Below are 12,902 nucleotides of genomic sequence, written 5' to 3'. Positions count from 1 at the left end.
GTATGTCCTTGTCTATGTGCCGGCATGGGGGGCTGCCGACGCCTTTGCAAAGCTATTCAGGCTTATGTGTAGGCAGATCACTGTATTGGATGCTGAAAGGAGAAAACATCCAAATTCTGTTTTTAAAAGTTCCATTGTGCTGTCAAGCAATTCTTTCGGAACATCGAACGCATGCCACTATCTACTTCCTCCCCCGCACCCCCTCACAAATCCTCTCCACCACATCCACCACCATGGCCCGGTCCTTCTTGCTGAGGGTACTGAGCAATGTTGCGATGTGTTCGGCCTGATCGCTGCTGCGTTCACTGGTTTCGATCACCAGTGCATCAATCCCGCATCCAAAGATCTCCGCCAGTTCGGCCAGACGTACCACCGTCGGGATAGTCAACCCACGCTCCATGCGTGATACGGCTTCCATGCCGATCCCCAACTCCTCAGCCACTTGATCCTGCGTGAATCCAGCCGCCTGTCTGCGCTTGGCGATGCACTGACCAATCAGTTGCCCGATGGATTGGTCTTTGGATGGAACTTGTTTTGTTGCCATGGCTGTTGGTGTTCCTGGTCAGAGATAAATAGTTCACCCCATTTTATTGACTGTCAACCTTTCGGGTGAACATGCGTTAAAGTTGAAAATCACCCTTGTAGGTTGAATTTGATCATGTTTTCAACTTTTCTCATGCTTTGGAAGGACTGGCAATGCGGTTTTCAAGTTTTCTCGCCATCGGGGCGATGTGCATGGCTCTTGTGGCCTGCGGTGGTGGCTCGGATTCATCCACAGCTGACAACACCAATAACGGCACAGTGCCTTCGGCCTGCGCGATTGCAAGCACCGATCCAATGTTGGTGGTGTCATTGAACGGCGTGGTGGGGTCTGCCCAGTTTTCTGGTGGCGGTAGCCAACTGAACTATTCCGGTGGTCTTACAGGATCCCTTGGTTTGGTTCAGGATGGCAGCAGTGCTGCCTGTCTGGATACCGCAGGCAACAGCGCCAGCATGCGCACGGCCATGCAAACAGGCTCCACAGGCATGGGGGTTTCCCATGTCACCGTGGCTGGTGTGAACCAGCCTGCTTTGCTCTTGAACACGAACGGGCTTGCATCCAATGGGGCCTTGTCTGCACTTCAGGGCAACTACGTTGTGCTGCGCTACCAGCAAGATACCAGCGGCGGCGGTCAGATTCGCATGTCGTATGCCACCTTCACCATTGACAGCAGTGGCAACTGGAGCATGTGCAAGAACACCGCGAGTTGCTCAACCCCCACGGCTACAGGAAGCTTTGCAGCCACTGCTGGCAGTTCCAACGCCTTTGACCTGTCCTCCGGTGGGCTGGTGCGTGCCAAGGCCTATCTGATGGGCACAGATGCCAACCGTGTGCTGGTGGTGGCCGAAAACGACTCCGGTGGTGGCGGGGTGGTCACTGGCCTTTGGGTGGGTACGCCACAGTCGGCATGGTCCCCGGTGGCAGGCAGCTATGTGATGAATTCCAGCGATGGTGTTCAAAGCAGCCTGTCGGTGTCATTTCAAAACCTGGTGGTGGATGGTCAAAACCTTGCACTGACGGCGGATAGCCCCATCACAGGCGTGGCCACGACGACGGCCTCCAATAGCAACATCAACTATCTGGTGTCTTCCCCCGCTGGCCTTGTGGTGACAGGCAACAACGAGGCCAACAACTTTGCCAATGGACCGGGCTACTTCTCCTTCGGGGTGAAGCCTTGAGGCCGACGACTGAGGAACAAGCGTTGACTGCAAAGCCCGTTCAGTTTGAATCCCGCGATGGTCACTTGCGTGCACAGATGCGGAGTGACGAGCAGGGACGGGAAGAACTGTTTGTCTATGACCACCGAGGCAACTTGCTGGATGTGCTGAGCAAGGTGGAGGGTCTTGCTCCAGCGGCACCCACCCATGTTCCCAGCGGGCACAGCCCATCAACCTGAGTAACAGGATGCCGCATAGGTCGGCATCTGTGCTCAGGCCGGTGTTCAGGGAGCAATTTCACACCGAGGGTCTCGCCCGAGCAGGAGGCTCCCTGCATCAAAACCCCAACAACCAACGATCCACCAAGCACCATCAGACGAAGGAACTCACCATGAAATGCGACTACTGCAATTCAGACCACACCCGCAGGATTTTTGAGATTCACAACGCGGGCACTTCCATTTCCACGGGCAGTGGTTTTGGCTACGCCACAGACGGTCAAGTGATCATGACCAACACCACCACGGTGAGCAAGACACTGGAGGCCGCAGGCCTTGAGCCACCGAAGAAGTTCAACTACTCCAGCGTCTACATCGCATTTGTAGTCATGCTGTTTGCGTTGATGAACTTTCCGCCACCATGGATGTGGCTGCTGGTCTGCCCGGCCATGGTGTATGCCGCCTACCAATACCCCATCATCTGGAACCATCGCAACCGTGTGTTTCCCGACGTAATGCGGCACTACATCAACCAGTGGAAGTGCGGGGACTGCAAGCGCGTCTTCATCGATCCGTCGTTCAAATGGACCGAAGGAGTCAGGGACTGGGTCTGGAGGGAAGTGCTGGCACGGAACTTCATGTTGACTAAAACCGTGAAGGTAATGTTCAGCGTGGCAGGGCTGTTCTTCATCTACCCGTTCATCCTCAGCTTCTCACTGGTGCGGCAAATGCCCTATCTGGGTGGATTTTTGAGGGAGTACCTGTTTGCCTTCATTCTGGTGACCATCGCCGCAATCAAAGCCTACAACGCTGCCAAGAAGCGCAACGCCAAGTAAAACCGAAGAACGAGCGCAAAGAATCTAGCGGCCAATTTTTAATCCCATCTTTTGTTGGATGGATGTTCATTGGTCCTTGGGTGTGGATTTATTGGGTTTTGTTCTGAAGGATTTCTGTTCCCACTGGGTGAATTACCTGATGTGAGGCGTTGTGGACTTCTGGATTGAATATCTAGCATCATTCAAGGCAATGTAAACGGCAGGCGATTTAGAGTATTTTGAAGAGTAATCCACCAGCCCATTTTTATCTTCATCCCTGGTTGATTAGATATTCATCGGTGCTGGTAGATGAATTCATTGGGTATTCCTGCTGGGAACCATCATTCCCACTTGGTGAATTACCTGATGTGAGGCGTAGTGGACTTTCATACTGGGATAAGTGTCACGACCCGAACGAAAGCCACAAGGGCGTAATGCCATAGGCAGCTGGGTGATATGGGCACTGTGTGCCTGAAACACAATACAAGGCTGGGCGGCTTCCATGCTGAAACGCAAACGGACACCTCCTACGGTGAGACCTATTATTTGTCAATATGCATTGGATTCAATTTATTTTAATATATTTTGAATTAATTGCGGTCAATCTATTGACACGGCCGATATTATTTTGCACAATGCAATCTACAGCGACGAAACCCTTAATATTGACGACCGACTAATTTAATTAGCGAAGACCACTTATTTAATAGCGACTCCCTCCCCCATTCATAGCGATCAACCCAACAGGCGGGTTCTTACAACGCTTTTTTGAATTGGAGAACGCTATGAATAAGCAGAATAATATCGGTTTGGTTACCCCCATTGCTGGGGCTGTGTCTTTGGTTTCTTCCTCCCAGAATGCTGGTGTCATGTCCCTTGCGGACTTGAGCTCTCTGGAAATCCACGAAGTTGCTCACCTTTTTCCTGAAATGCAGGAGAAGGAGTTCGCTGAGCTGAAGGAGGACATCCGTATCAACGGGCTTCAAATGCCCATCTTGACCTGCGGCGGCAAAGTGGTGGACGGTCGCCACCGTCTTCGTGCCTGTATCGAGTTGGGCATTGTTCCCCGCTTTGAAGAGATTCAAGCTGCCAATGATTCCATCTGGCACACAGTGGTCAGTATCAATTTGCACCGCCGTCATTTGACGGAAAGCCAACGCGCCGTGATTGGTGCCCACTTGACCAATTCCTCTATTGGCAGCAATCAGCATACCGCTGGAGCAGTAAGCCAAGCCAAGGTGGCAGCAAACCTTGGCATCTCTGTGGATTCCATTTCTCGCGGCAAGAAGGTGCTTAAAAACGGCATCCCTGAGTTGGTGGAAGCTGTGTCTTCCGGTCGCTTGAACATCACCAGTGCGGCCAAGTTGGCAGGGCTTGCCAAGGAAGACCAGAGCCAGCTGAACTTTGACGACATCAAGGCGATTCAGGATGCCAGCAAGGCCATCAACAAGGCCAAGTTTGAAGTCCGTCGCCAGGAGCGATTGCAGGCCATTGAAGACAAGAGGGCGAACAACAAACCATTGACTTCTGCGCTTGGGAATTTCGGGGTCATCTATGCAGATCCTCCATGGGACTACCTTGGCACTGCCGTTCCTTACCCTGTGATGACCTTGCAGGAAATCTGCGACATGCCCATCAACAGCATCTGTGCCGAGGATGCGGTGTTGCTCATGTGGTGCTCTAACTCATTGTTGCCCGATGCTTTGCAAGTCGTCAGCAGCTGGGGCTTCAACTTCAAGACCTCCATGGTCTGGGATAAGGGGGTTGCTGGTCAAGGAGCCTACTGCCGCCAAATGCATGAAACCCTTTTGATCGCGACCAAGGGTGTGGTGCCAGAGGTGCCATTTTCTGCACGACCTGTCTCTGTTTTGAAGTACCCACGACTTGAGCACAGCCGCAAGCCTCCCGAGGTCTGTGACTTGATTGATGCCATGTATCCCGAGCTTTCCAAGGTGGAGTTGTTCTGTCGCGGGACACCCGCTCCTGGCTGGGCTGGATGGGGCAACGAGTGTGACTACATCCCACCAGAGGCGACAACTACTGAAGCAGCACCAGCTGCACCTGTGCCTGCTCGCATGCGAGCCTGATTTTGAACCAAAACACATTGAACCAATTTTTAAAGGAGACGACGATGACAACAACAAACCAACAAGCAATTCATGAGGTATTCGGCAAGCCTGAGGTGTTGATGAAACTAATCAACCAGACATTGGACGAGCTTAATCACCCCGACAATTCCGACCTTTCATTTGACGCCTTTGCCGACTACTTTTGCATTGGCATCAATGGCCGTATCGCTGAGCATGTGGCAACCGAACTATTGGGTGCGGACCCTGCCCATCACCCAGGCAAAACACCATGGGTGGGAACAGGATTGCTTCAAGACATGATTGACGGCGATGCTCCACATTTCCCTGATGCCCAGGTTAACGAGATCTTCGCCCAACTAGCACTCGGAGATATCCCAAAAGCATATGACATGTTTTTGGAGTCCTTCAAATTGCAACAGGGATGGCGCCCTGCCTTCACGCATGACGAGTGGGCCACCTATGTGGGGGAGGTCAACGAACACATCAAGGGACCCGATGAATTTACTTTCATCATCGCCAACTTCGAGAGCGCGGTCGCTAATCACAAGCTTCGCCAAAAGCTTGACACAAAGTTGGTTCGAAAGGGAGAGATTCAGTTGGCCAAAATTTGAAGATGACTAGCCTTGCTCGCGCGTTGATAACCGTTGCGATAATCGACCAACCAATGTCGTTTTTTCACCATGAATTCACCGTTTAGCCCACTGTCCGATGACGAGTTGCATAAGCTCGATGACTTCCTGCTTTACGGGGTGAAAAACGACGAGGGCATGACGTTGGACATTCTGGATGGCTACTTGCATGCCATTGCCATCGGACCGACTTCCTTCATGCCCAAGCAATGGATGCCCGCGATCTGGGGTGAGACTGGCGCCATGATGCCTGCTGTAGAAAGCGCCGAGCAGCTCAACGAAATTTTGGGGCTGGTCATGCGGCTGTTCAACAGCATCATCGCGGGTCTGGAAACCGAGACACGTGAGTTTTGCCCCAACTGGTGCACCCAGACCTACCGTGGCAAAGAATACGACGATGCAGAGGGCTGGGCGTATGGCTTCTGGGAGGGCATGAAGCTGTGCTGGTCAGACTGGGAGCCCATGCTGCAAACGCCACAGGGACAGGCTTGGTATCGTCCCATTGGCCTGTTGGGTGCGGATGAATTTTCTACCGACCAGGATGTCTTGACCAAGACACCTGCAAAGCGGGGGAAATTGGCTCTGCAAATTCCTGATGCTGTTGTCGCCATCTATGAATACTGGCTACCGCACCGTCTTGCCGTCCATGAGCGCCATGTCGCCACCACCTTGCAGAAGAAGGTTGGACGCAATGATCCGTGTCCTTGCGGCAGCGGGAACAAGTTCAAGAAATGCTGCGGGGCTGCGGCAAATTTACATTAGTCGGAGGTTCAAATGCCGCAGATTGCTCGCAAAAAAACGATGTTCTCCCCCACTGCGCTGATTCAGGAATATCTCTCGACAAGCCCGACTGGCATCAGTGATACGAAATACAGAGGCAGCATTCATTTTGACCACTTGTATGCATACACCCAACAATTTTCGTCGCCGTCTGACATGGTTAGTAGTCCGCGCGCAACAGAACAGACTGCGCTCTGGATCACGTCGTATTTGGCGCACTGGGGAATGTTCCGAGGCAGTAGCAAGCTAGGTGATCTGAATATTATTTACTTCAAGGATCTACTGCGGTCGCTATTGTCGAAACAGGACGGGATATTGAATCCACTCTTCGGGGTTCAATTCGAAGACATTCACTGCATAGACAAAAGAACCCTCGATGACGTCCTCGAAAGATTTTCAGGTGTTCTCAGACCCAATGTCAGCCCAACTGCAACATTAATCAGTAAGCTCACACTAGGCCTCACAAGCAGCCTGCCTGGTTATGACAGAAACTTCATTGCTGGACTAAAAAAGCTTAAGGATGATGACGACTTCGAGGGACCTGTAATCTTCGGGGCCAATAGTCTTACCAAGCTATCGGCATGGTACTCACGCAAGTCATGGCCTCAGGTTCCAAGTGCTTCCAATCCCACGCTCTCCCTGCCTTCAGCGCGTCTCATTGATATGGCCATATTCAAATATGGGGAGAAAGAGCGCTAACGTCGCATCCAACACAAGCATCGGCTGTCTGTCCGATTTTTTGAATATCAGCGTTTATTTAGTGCCCAACCTGCCCCATGTACTTCCTCACCGTCTTGATGTTCAGCCCCGATGCCGCCTGCAAGGCCAGTGGTGTCACGAGGGTACCGCTGGAGCGCAGGGCTACCGCTGCCTTCTGTAGGGTCTGAATGGCTTTTTCGGCTCTGATGGCATTGGTGTACTCGGCACCCTTGCTCATTCGCTCCTGTGGTGTTTCCGTGGTGAAGTTCAGTACCTTGGGCCTGCAGCCAAAGTTGAGACGGTTTTTCCAAGCCCAGCGACCACATGCTTTTGCTGAATGCTGGACTTCCTTGTAGGGCAGTGGATCAGCAAATCCTGCATTGATTTCTGTAGCCTTGAACTGGATCGCCTGCAACCAGACTTCCTCACTGGCGAACTGCTGGACAGCGCGATATGCCCAATGTCGCATGGTGTGAAACAGCTTGTCATTGCGGCCTCGCATGTCCTGGTCTGCGGCTTTTCTGTGTGGATGGGTAGTGGGCTTATCAGGCAGGTATTCGTTGATCACTGACAGGTCGTAGCTGGCTGGATTAGTGATGACATGCCACCTGGGATGCAAGGGGTTCTTTGTGATCACATGGTTGTATGCCAAGTCGGCAACCAGGCAGTCGGTCATCGCCCTTTCAATGCCTTTGAAGAAGTCTTGTGGTTTTGAGCGACCGCCGTCATGGAAGGCCACGGGGGTGTTGAGCTTGTACAGGTAGTGACAGTGGGAGTTGGCTGGGTTTACCGTAACGATGGTCGGTGGTGGCAGTCCAACGGCTTCGTATCGGAATGCTGAGCCTGGCTCGTCAATGTCGAAGCTTAGGTAATGGCGGTACATCTGGTTGAGACCGCAGTAGGCGAAGTCCCCTACCTTTTCTCGCTTGCGAAACCTGGTGCCGTATTCAAAGTCGTTGGTGGTGACCACGGCTTCGTTGAGGTGATCATAAAAATCTTGCAGTATCTGGTTCATCCTTTTGTTCCGTTATTCATACGGTACAAATTAATGGATTCACGGCGGAAGTCAAGTCGATGGGGTGGATTCAGCGCTCTTTATCTTCGGCAACGAGAGGAGCTGAATGACCGCGTTCCAACGCAACCGATATCCTTGGTCACGGCAATCGGCACGGCGTTGCGGTAACCGACTTTGCGCGTCGGGAAAGAGCTGCAAGTGGGAACCGTTGCTGCGGCAGCCTACCAGCTGGCGTTATGATGGCCTGGTACAAAACCTGGTCCAGAGTTTTTGGTACAGATTGCGGTGAAATTTGTTTTAAATCATAGGGTTACAGGACATAGGTTCGAATCCTCTCACCCCGACCATCAAAACGGGACACCCGGACAGGTCGCAACCCTTTTTCTGTTGGATTTCCCTGCCCCCTTGCTGTGGATGTGCAGTGTGTGGACAAATGCTCTATGCGCAGCACCCTTGCGCCCACCACCATAGTGGCGCAGGCACAGCTTGTTATGTCATCTGCTGTCAATCATTGACTCTGCGTTGCCCGGCTACAGAGATAGCTGCTGAACTTCCACAGCTGCAAGTTCCAAGCAAAACCTTGACATAGATCAGCCTGTCCGGCGCAGATGCGGACACCATGGGAATGGGTTTCTGCGGCCATACATTCGCCGTGCACAAGCCGGCCAGCAACGCGGCAACCTAAGGTTCGGGCACATGGGTGCAGAACACCCGGCCCATGAATGCGTCTTTTACGTAAGGCCACCCGCTATGCAATACAAAGACTACTACGCCACGCTGGGCTTACCGCGCGATGCCAGCCTGGAGCAGATCAAAAAGGCCTATCGCAAACTGGCGCGCCAGACCCACCCCGACGTCTCCAAGGCAAGCGATGCCGAAGCCCGCTTCAAGGATGCCGCTGAGGCCTACGCCACCCTCAAGGACCCCGAGAAGCGGGCCGCCTACGACGCGCTAGGCCAGCCACGGGCTGGAGAAGAATTTGCACCACCACCCCAATGGCGGCACGAACATGCGGCAGATGCTGCATCGTTTGACGACATGGACCTGGCCGACCTGCTGGCCGCCATGGGCCATGGCCGTCGAGGATCGGCCCGCGCACCTGTGTCCACACCCGGCCATGACTATGAAAACACGGTACAGATCAGCCTGGAGGACGCACACCGGGGCTGCACACTCAACCTGAACCTGGCTGATGCCGGTGGCACGCGCACATTGGAGGTCAGCATCCCACCCGGCACGCGCGAGGGCCAAAAGCTCAGGCTGCGCGGCAAAGGCGGCAAGGGGCGCAACGGTGGGGCCGATGGCGACATCTACCTGCACATCACGCTGGCGCCCCATCCCTTGTTCCGCCCGGACCACCACGACCTGTACTTTGACCTGACGCTGACTCCGTGGGAAGCGACCTTGGGCGCGGAAATCGAGGTACCCACGCTGGACGGCCCGGTGTTACTGACCGTGCCGCAAGGCACCCGCTCAGGCCGCAAGTTGCGCTTGCGAGGCCGGGGCCTGTCCCAAGGAAAAAACGGGTTCGGCGACCTCTATGCACTTGTCCATATTGATGTACCCACCACGCTGTCAGACCGGGAACGCGAGCTGTATGTGGAGCTGTCACGCATCTCCCATTTCAATCCACGCCAAACGCCACCCAAGGAGTCGCACCATGAACCTCACCCTCGTTGAATGGGTCTGGCTGGATGCCAGCGAGACCATGACCCTGGCCGAACTATCCCGCTGCTGCGGAATGGGCACCGCCGACCTAGAAGAGCTGATCGAATACAGCGCCCTGGTGCCGCTAGCCCCCCTACAAGCCGCCCCGCAAGAGTCCGCCTTCAGCGCCGAATGGGTGGCCCCGCTACGCACTGCGGCCAAATTGCGCAAAGACTTTGACCTGGACCTGTTCAGCGTGGCCTTGCTGCTCGGTCACCTCAACCGCATCGAGGCGCTGGAGCGCCAAGTGCGGTCGCTGCAGGCCCAATTGCCGTCCCACGCCCTTGCTTAGTGCGGCGTCGTGCAGTATCAATAAAGATAGCTATCCACGCAGACAGAATAAGCGCTAGAGGCTTAAATGGCTTGCAACAACCTGATCGGGAAGCTGCTCCTGCAGGCTGGCACTTCAAGCCCGCAATCCAGCTTGCATAAGCGGTCTAACTTGCAGTACCCGCGCGAAACATTGACATAGATCAGCCGACCCGATACCGGTCTGTACAACATTAGTGCAAGCGCCGAACCAGGCCCGATCCTCCCATCCATGCAAGAGATAACACCATGAACGCTGCAACACCAAGCCCGCTTGTACAGGCGCGCGCGCCAGGCACCTTGGGCCTCGGCCTGCTGGTGGCGCTGGTGGTGGGCTCCATCATTGGCAGTGGCATCTTCGGGTTGCCGCAGAACATGGCGGCGGGCGCCGGTGCAGGAGCCATCCTGTTGGGCTGGATCATCACCGGTGTAGGCATGCTGACCCTGGCCCGCGTGTACCAAATCCTGTCGCTGCGCAAGCCGGAGCTGGACAACGGCGTCTACGCCTATGCCCGGGCCTTGTCGGGCGAATACGTGGGTTTCAATTCGGCCTGGGGCTACTGGATCAGCGCCTGGATTGGCAACGTGGGCTATCTGGTAGCGGCCTTTGGCGCGCTGGGCTATTTCTTCCCGGTACTGGGCGAAGGCAACACACCCGCCGCGGTGCTGGGCGCTTCGGTCGCGCTGTGGGTCATCCATGCACTGGTGCTGCGCGGCATACAAGGTGCAGCGGTGCTGAACGCCGTGGTCACGTTGGCCAAGGTGGTGCCGCTGCTGCTGTTCATCGTGCTGGTGGCCATGGCCTTCCAGGTGGATACCTTCCGGCTGGACTTCTGGGGCGATGCCAAGCTGGGCTCGGTGCTGGACCAGGTCAAAAGCACCATGCTGGTCACCGTGTGGGTGTTCATCGGCATCGAAGGGGCCAGCGTCTATTCAGCGCGTGCGAGCGACCGCAAAGATGTGGGTCGCGCCACCGTCATCGGCTTTTTGCTGTGTTTGCTGCTGCTGATGGCGGTATCGCTGCTGTCGCTGGGCATCACCACCCAGCCTGAATTGGCCGCGCTGAAAAACCCGTCCATGGCCGGCGTGCTGGAGAAAGCGGTAGGCACCTGGGGCGCGGTGGCCATCACCCTGGGCTTGATCGTTTCGGTTGGCGGTGGCTTCCTGGCCTGGACGCTGCTGGCGGCGGAGTCGTTGTTCACCCCTGCAGGTGGCGGTGTCATGCCATCCTGGCTGTCCCAACAAAACCGCAAAGGTGTGCCCGCCAACGCGCTGTGGCTGACCAACGGCATGGTGCAGGTGTTTTTGCTGGTCACGCTGTTCTGGAAGGCGTCCTACCTGGCGTTGATCTCGCTGTCCACCGCGATGATTCTGGTGCCGTATCTGTTCAGTGCGGTCTACGGCCTGGTGCTGACCTGGCGCGGCGAAGGTCCGCGTGCCGCGCAGCACCGCAGCGACATCGCCGTCACCGGCTTGGCCATGGTGTATTGCCTGTGGCTGCTGTACGCCGCCGGGCTGAAGTATCTGCTGCTCAGCGCCCTGCTCTACACCCCCGGTGCGCTGCTGTACATCGTGGCCAAACGCCAGCGCGCTGAAAAAGCCTTCACCCCTTGGGAATGGCTGGTGCTGGCGCTGCTGGTGGCGCTGGCCCTGGTCGCCGCCTACCTGCTCAGCATGGGCCAACTCAGCTTATAGAACCGGACGCATCACCATGACAACCCTTCCCAAAGGCCTGTACTCCGAAGTCGGCCGCCTGCGCAAGGTGCTGGTTTGCCGCCCTGGCCTGGCGCAAAAGCGCCTGACCCCCGCCAACTGCCACGAGCTGCTGTTTGACGATGTGCTGTGGGTGGCACAGGCCCGCAACGACCATGACGCCTTCACCTCGGCCATGGCCGAGCGCGACGTGGAAGTGCTGGAACTGCACGACCTACTGGCCGATACAGTCGCCATCCCCGCCGCACGCACCTGGCTGCTGGACCGCAAGCTCGGCCCCAACTTCGTAGACGCAGAAACTGCCGCGCAGCTGCGCCCCTGGCTGGAGACATTGCCGCCCGTTCTGCTGGCCCAACACCTGATCGGCGGTGTGGCCCGGGCCGAGCTGCCGTTTGAAATGGACGGCCTGCTGGCCCGCTGCGCCAGCCCCGCCGACCTGCTGCTGCCACCGCTGCCCAACACCTTGTTCACTCGGGACAACAGCTGCTGGATCGGCTCCGGCGTGGTGCTCAGCCCCATGTACTGGCCAGCCCGGCGCCAGGAAACGCTGCTGATGGCGGCGGTGTACCGCTTCCATCCCACATTTGCAGGCAGCGTCACCGAATGGTGGGGCGACCCGGATACAGACCACGGCCTGGCCACGCTGGAAGGCGGTGACGTGATGCCGGTGGGCCACGGCGTGGTACTGGTCGGCATGGGCGAACGCAGCTCGCCACAGGGCGTCAGCCAATTGGCCCGGCGCCTATTCGCACAGGGTGCGGCCACCCATGTGCTGGCCGCGCAGTTGCCCAAATCGCGCGGCGCCATGCATCTGGATACCGTGTTCAGTTTTTGCGATGTGGACTTGGTGACGGTGTTCCCCGACGTGGTGGATGCCATCCGCGTGCACAGCCTGCGCCCCGGCAAAACCGAAGGTACGCTGGACGTGCGCACCGAAACACAGCCCTTCCTGGATGTGGTCGCCGCAGCCATCGGCCTGCCCCGGCTTCGCAGCGTAGCCACCGGCGGCGACAGCTATGAGGCCGAGCGCGAACAGTGGGACGACGGCAACAACCTGCTGGCGCTGGCCCCCGGTGTGGTCATGGCCTACAACCGCAACACCTACACCAACACCTTGCTACGCAAGGCCGGGGTAGAGGTCATCACTGTGCCCAGCGGCGAGCTGGGGCGCGGGCGGGGCGGCAGCCACTGCATGTCCTGCCCGATCGAACGCGACCCCCTCTAACCAG

General features: G+C 56.3%; 13 protein-coding genes. 11 read left to right on the top strand and 2 right to left on the bottom strand.

Features of this window, described 5'->3' with window-relative positions; all coding sequences use genetic code 11:
• Nucleotides 1–181: 181 nt before the first annotated feature.
• The gene (locus AC07VY_RS01595; RefSeq protein ID WP_495095841.1) at nt 182–544 is read right to left on the bottom strand and encodes a helix-turn-helix domain-containing protein; all 363 of its coding nucleotides are present in this window, start codon (nt 542–544) and stop codon (nt 182–184) included.
• A gap of 152 nt (nt 545–696) precedes the next feature.
• Here AC07VY_RS01595 and AC07VY_RS01590 point away from each other — a divergent pair, with 152 nt between their 5' ends.
• The 7 genes from AC07VY_RS01590 (at nt 697) to AC07VY_RS01560 (ending at nt 6,929) form a co-directional block, all read left to right on the top strand.
• Nucleotides 697–1,719, top strand: a complete 1,023-nt coding sequence (locus AC07VY_RS01590; RefSeq protein WP_495095842.1) for a hypothetical protein — start codon at nt 697–699, stop codon at nt 1,717–1,719.
• A 23-nt stretch (nt 1,720–1,742) separates the two neighbouring features.
• Nucleotides 1,743–1,937: a hypothetical protein gene (locus tag AC07VY_RS01585; RefSeq protein WP_495095843.1), complete on the top strand. Its 195-nt coding sequence runs from the start codon at nt 1,743–1,745 to the stop codon at nt 1,935–1,937.
• A 152-nt stretch (nt 1,938–2,089) separates the two neighbouring features.
• Entirely contained in the window at nt 2,090–2,752 is a 663-nt protein-coding gene (locus AC07VY_RS01580) for a hypothetical protein (protein WP_495095844.1), read from the top strand.
• 764 nt (nt 2,753–3,516) lie between these two features.
• Nucleotides 3,517–4,818, top strand: a complete 1,302-nt coding sequence (locus AC07VY_RS01575) for a Spo0J and IME4 domain-containing protein (RefSeq protein WP_495095845.1) — start codon at nt 3,517–3,519, stop codon at nt 4,816–4,818.
• Between the two features lie 44 nt (nt 4,819–4,862).
• A complete protein-coding gene (locus AC07VY_RS01570; protein ID WP_495095846.1) occupies nt 4,863–5,432 on the top strand; it encodes a hypothetical protein in 570 nt (189 codons plus the stop codon).
• Between the two features lie 69 nt (nt 5,433–5,501).
• Complete coding sequence (locus AC07VY_RS01565) at nt 5,502–6,212, top strand: UPF0149 family protein (protein WP_495095847.1); 711 nt, start codon at nt 5,502–5,504, stop codon at nt 6,210–6,212.
• A gap of 12 nt (nt 6,213–6,224) precedes the next feature.
• Nucleotides 6,225–6,929 carry a hypothetical protein gene (locus AC07VY_RS01560; RefSeq protein WP_495095848.1) on the top strand — a complete coding sequence of 235 codons (705 nt, stop codon included), beginning with the start codon at nt 6,225–6,227 and terminating at the stop codon, nt 6,927–6,929.
• A 58-nt stretch (nt 6,930–6,987) separates the two neighbouring features.
• Here AC07VY_RS01560 and AC07VY_RS01555 read toward each other — a convergent pair whose 3' ends face one another.
• Nucleotides 6,988–7,944, bottom strand: a complete 957-nt coding sequence (locus AC07VY_RS01555) for a replication initiation protein (RefSeq protein WP_495095849.1) — start codon at nt 7,942–7,944, stop codon at nt 6,988–6,990.
• A 750-nt stretch (nt 7,945–8,694) separates the two neighbouring features.
• On the opposite strand from AC07VY_RS01555, the gene AC07VY_RS01550 reads away from it, so the two are divergent.
• The 4 genes from AC07VY_RS01550 to AC07VY_RS01535 all read left to right on the top strand — a co-directional run bounded on the left by AC07VY_RS01550 (nt 8,695) and on the right by AC07VY_RS01535 (nt 12,898).
• A complete protein-coding gene (locus AC07VY_RS01550) occupies nt 8,695–9,624 on the top strand; it encodes a DnaJ C-terminal domain-containing protein (protein ID WP_495095850.1) in 930 nt (309 codons plus the stop codon).
• A complete protein-coding gene (locus tag AC07VY_RS01545; RefSeq protein ID WP_495095851.1) occupies nt 9,605–9,943 on the top strand; it encodes a chaperone modulator CbpM in 339 nt (112 codons plus the stop codon). Before AC07VY_RS01550 ends, AC07VY_RS01545 begins: the two co-directional genes overlap by 20 nt.
• A 266-nt stretch (nt 9,944–10,209) precedes the next feature.
• A complete protein-coding gene (arcD, locus tag AC07VY_RS01540; RefSeq protein ID WP_495095852.1) occupies nt 10,210–11,655 on the top strand; it encodes an arginine-ornithine antiporter in 1,446 nt (481 codons plus the stop codon).
• A 16-nt stretch (nt 11,656–11,671) separates the two neighbouring features.
• The gene (locus AC07VY_RS01535) at nt 11,672–12,898 is read left to right on the top strand and encodes an arginine deiminase (protein ID WP_495095853.1); all 1,227 of its coding nucleotides are present in this window, start codon (nt 11,672–11,674) and stop codon (nt 12,896–12,898) included.
• Nucleotides 12,899–12,902 lie beyond the last annotated feature (4 nt).

This window comes from Rhodoferax sp. GW821-FHT02C08 (assembly GCF_059421805.1).
This window is presented reverse-complemented; position numbering and strand designations above follow the sequence as displayed.

Bases quoted from the DNA above. Each gene is read 5' to 3' on its own strand.
- AC07VY_RS01595 (WP_495095841.1), bottom strand. From the start codon at position 544: ATGGCAACAAAACAAGTTCCATCCAAAGACCAATCCATCGGGCAACTG.
- AC07VY_RS01590 (WP_495095842.1), top strand. From the start codon at position 697: ATGCGGTTTTCAAGTTTTCTCGCCATCGGGGCGATGTGCATGGCTCTT.
- AC07VY_RS01580 (WP_495095844.1), top strand. From the start codon at position 2,090: ATGAAATGCGACTACTGCAATTCAGACCACACCCGCAGGATTTTTGAG.
- AC07VY_RS01575 (WP_495095845.1), top strand. From the start codon at position 3,517: ATGAATAAGCAGAATAATATCGGTTTGGTTACCCCCATTGCTGGGGCT.
- AC07VY_RS01570 (WP_495095846.1), top strand. From the start codon at position 4,863: ATGACAACAACAAACCAACAAGCAATTCATGAGGTATTCGGCAAGCCT.
- AC07VY_RS01565 (WP_495095847.1), top strand. From the start codon at position 5,502: ATGAATTCACCGTTTAGCCCACTGTCCGATGACGAGTTGCATAAGCTC.
- AC07VY_RS01560 (WP_495095848.1), top strand. From the start codon at position 6,225: ATGCCGCAGATTGCTCGCAAAAAAACGATGTTCTCCCCCACTGCGCTG.
- AC07VY_RS01555 (WP_495095849.1), bottom strand. From the start codon at position 7,944: ATGAACCAGATACTGCAAGATTTTTATGATCACCTCAACGAAGCCGTG.
- AC07VY_RS01550 (WP_495095850.1), top strand. From the start codon at position 8,695: ATGCAATACAAAGACTACTACGCCACGCTGGGCTTACCGCGCGATGCC.
- AC07VY_RS01545 (WP_495095851.1), top strand. From the start codon at position 9,605: ATGAACCTCACCCTCGTTGAATGGGTCTGGCTGGATGCCAGCGAGACC.
- arcD (WP_495095852.1), top strand. From the start codon at position 10,210: ATGAACGCTGCAACACCAAGCCCGCTTGTACAGGCGCGCGCGCCAGGC.
- AC07VY_RS01535 (WP_495095853.1), top strand. From the start codon at position 11,672: ATGACAACCCTTCCCAAAGGCCTGTACTCCGAAGTCGGCCGCCTGCGC.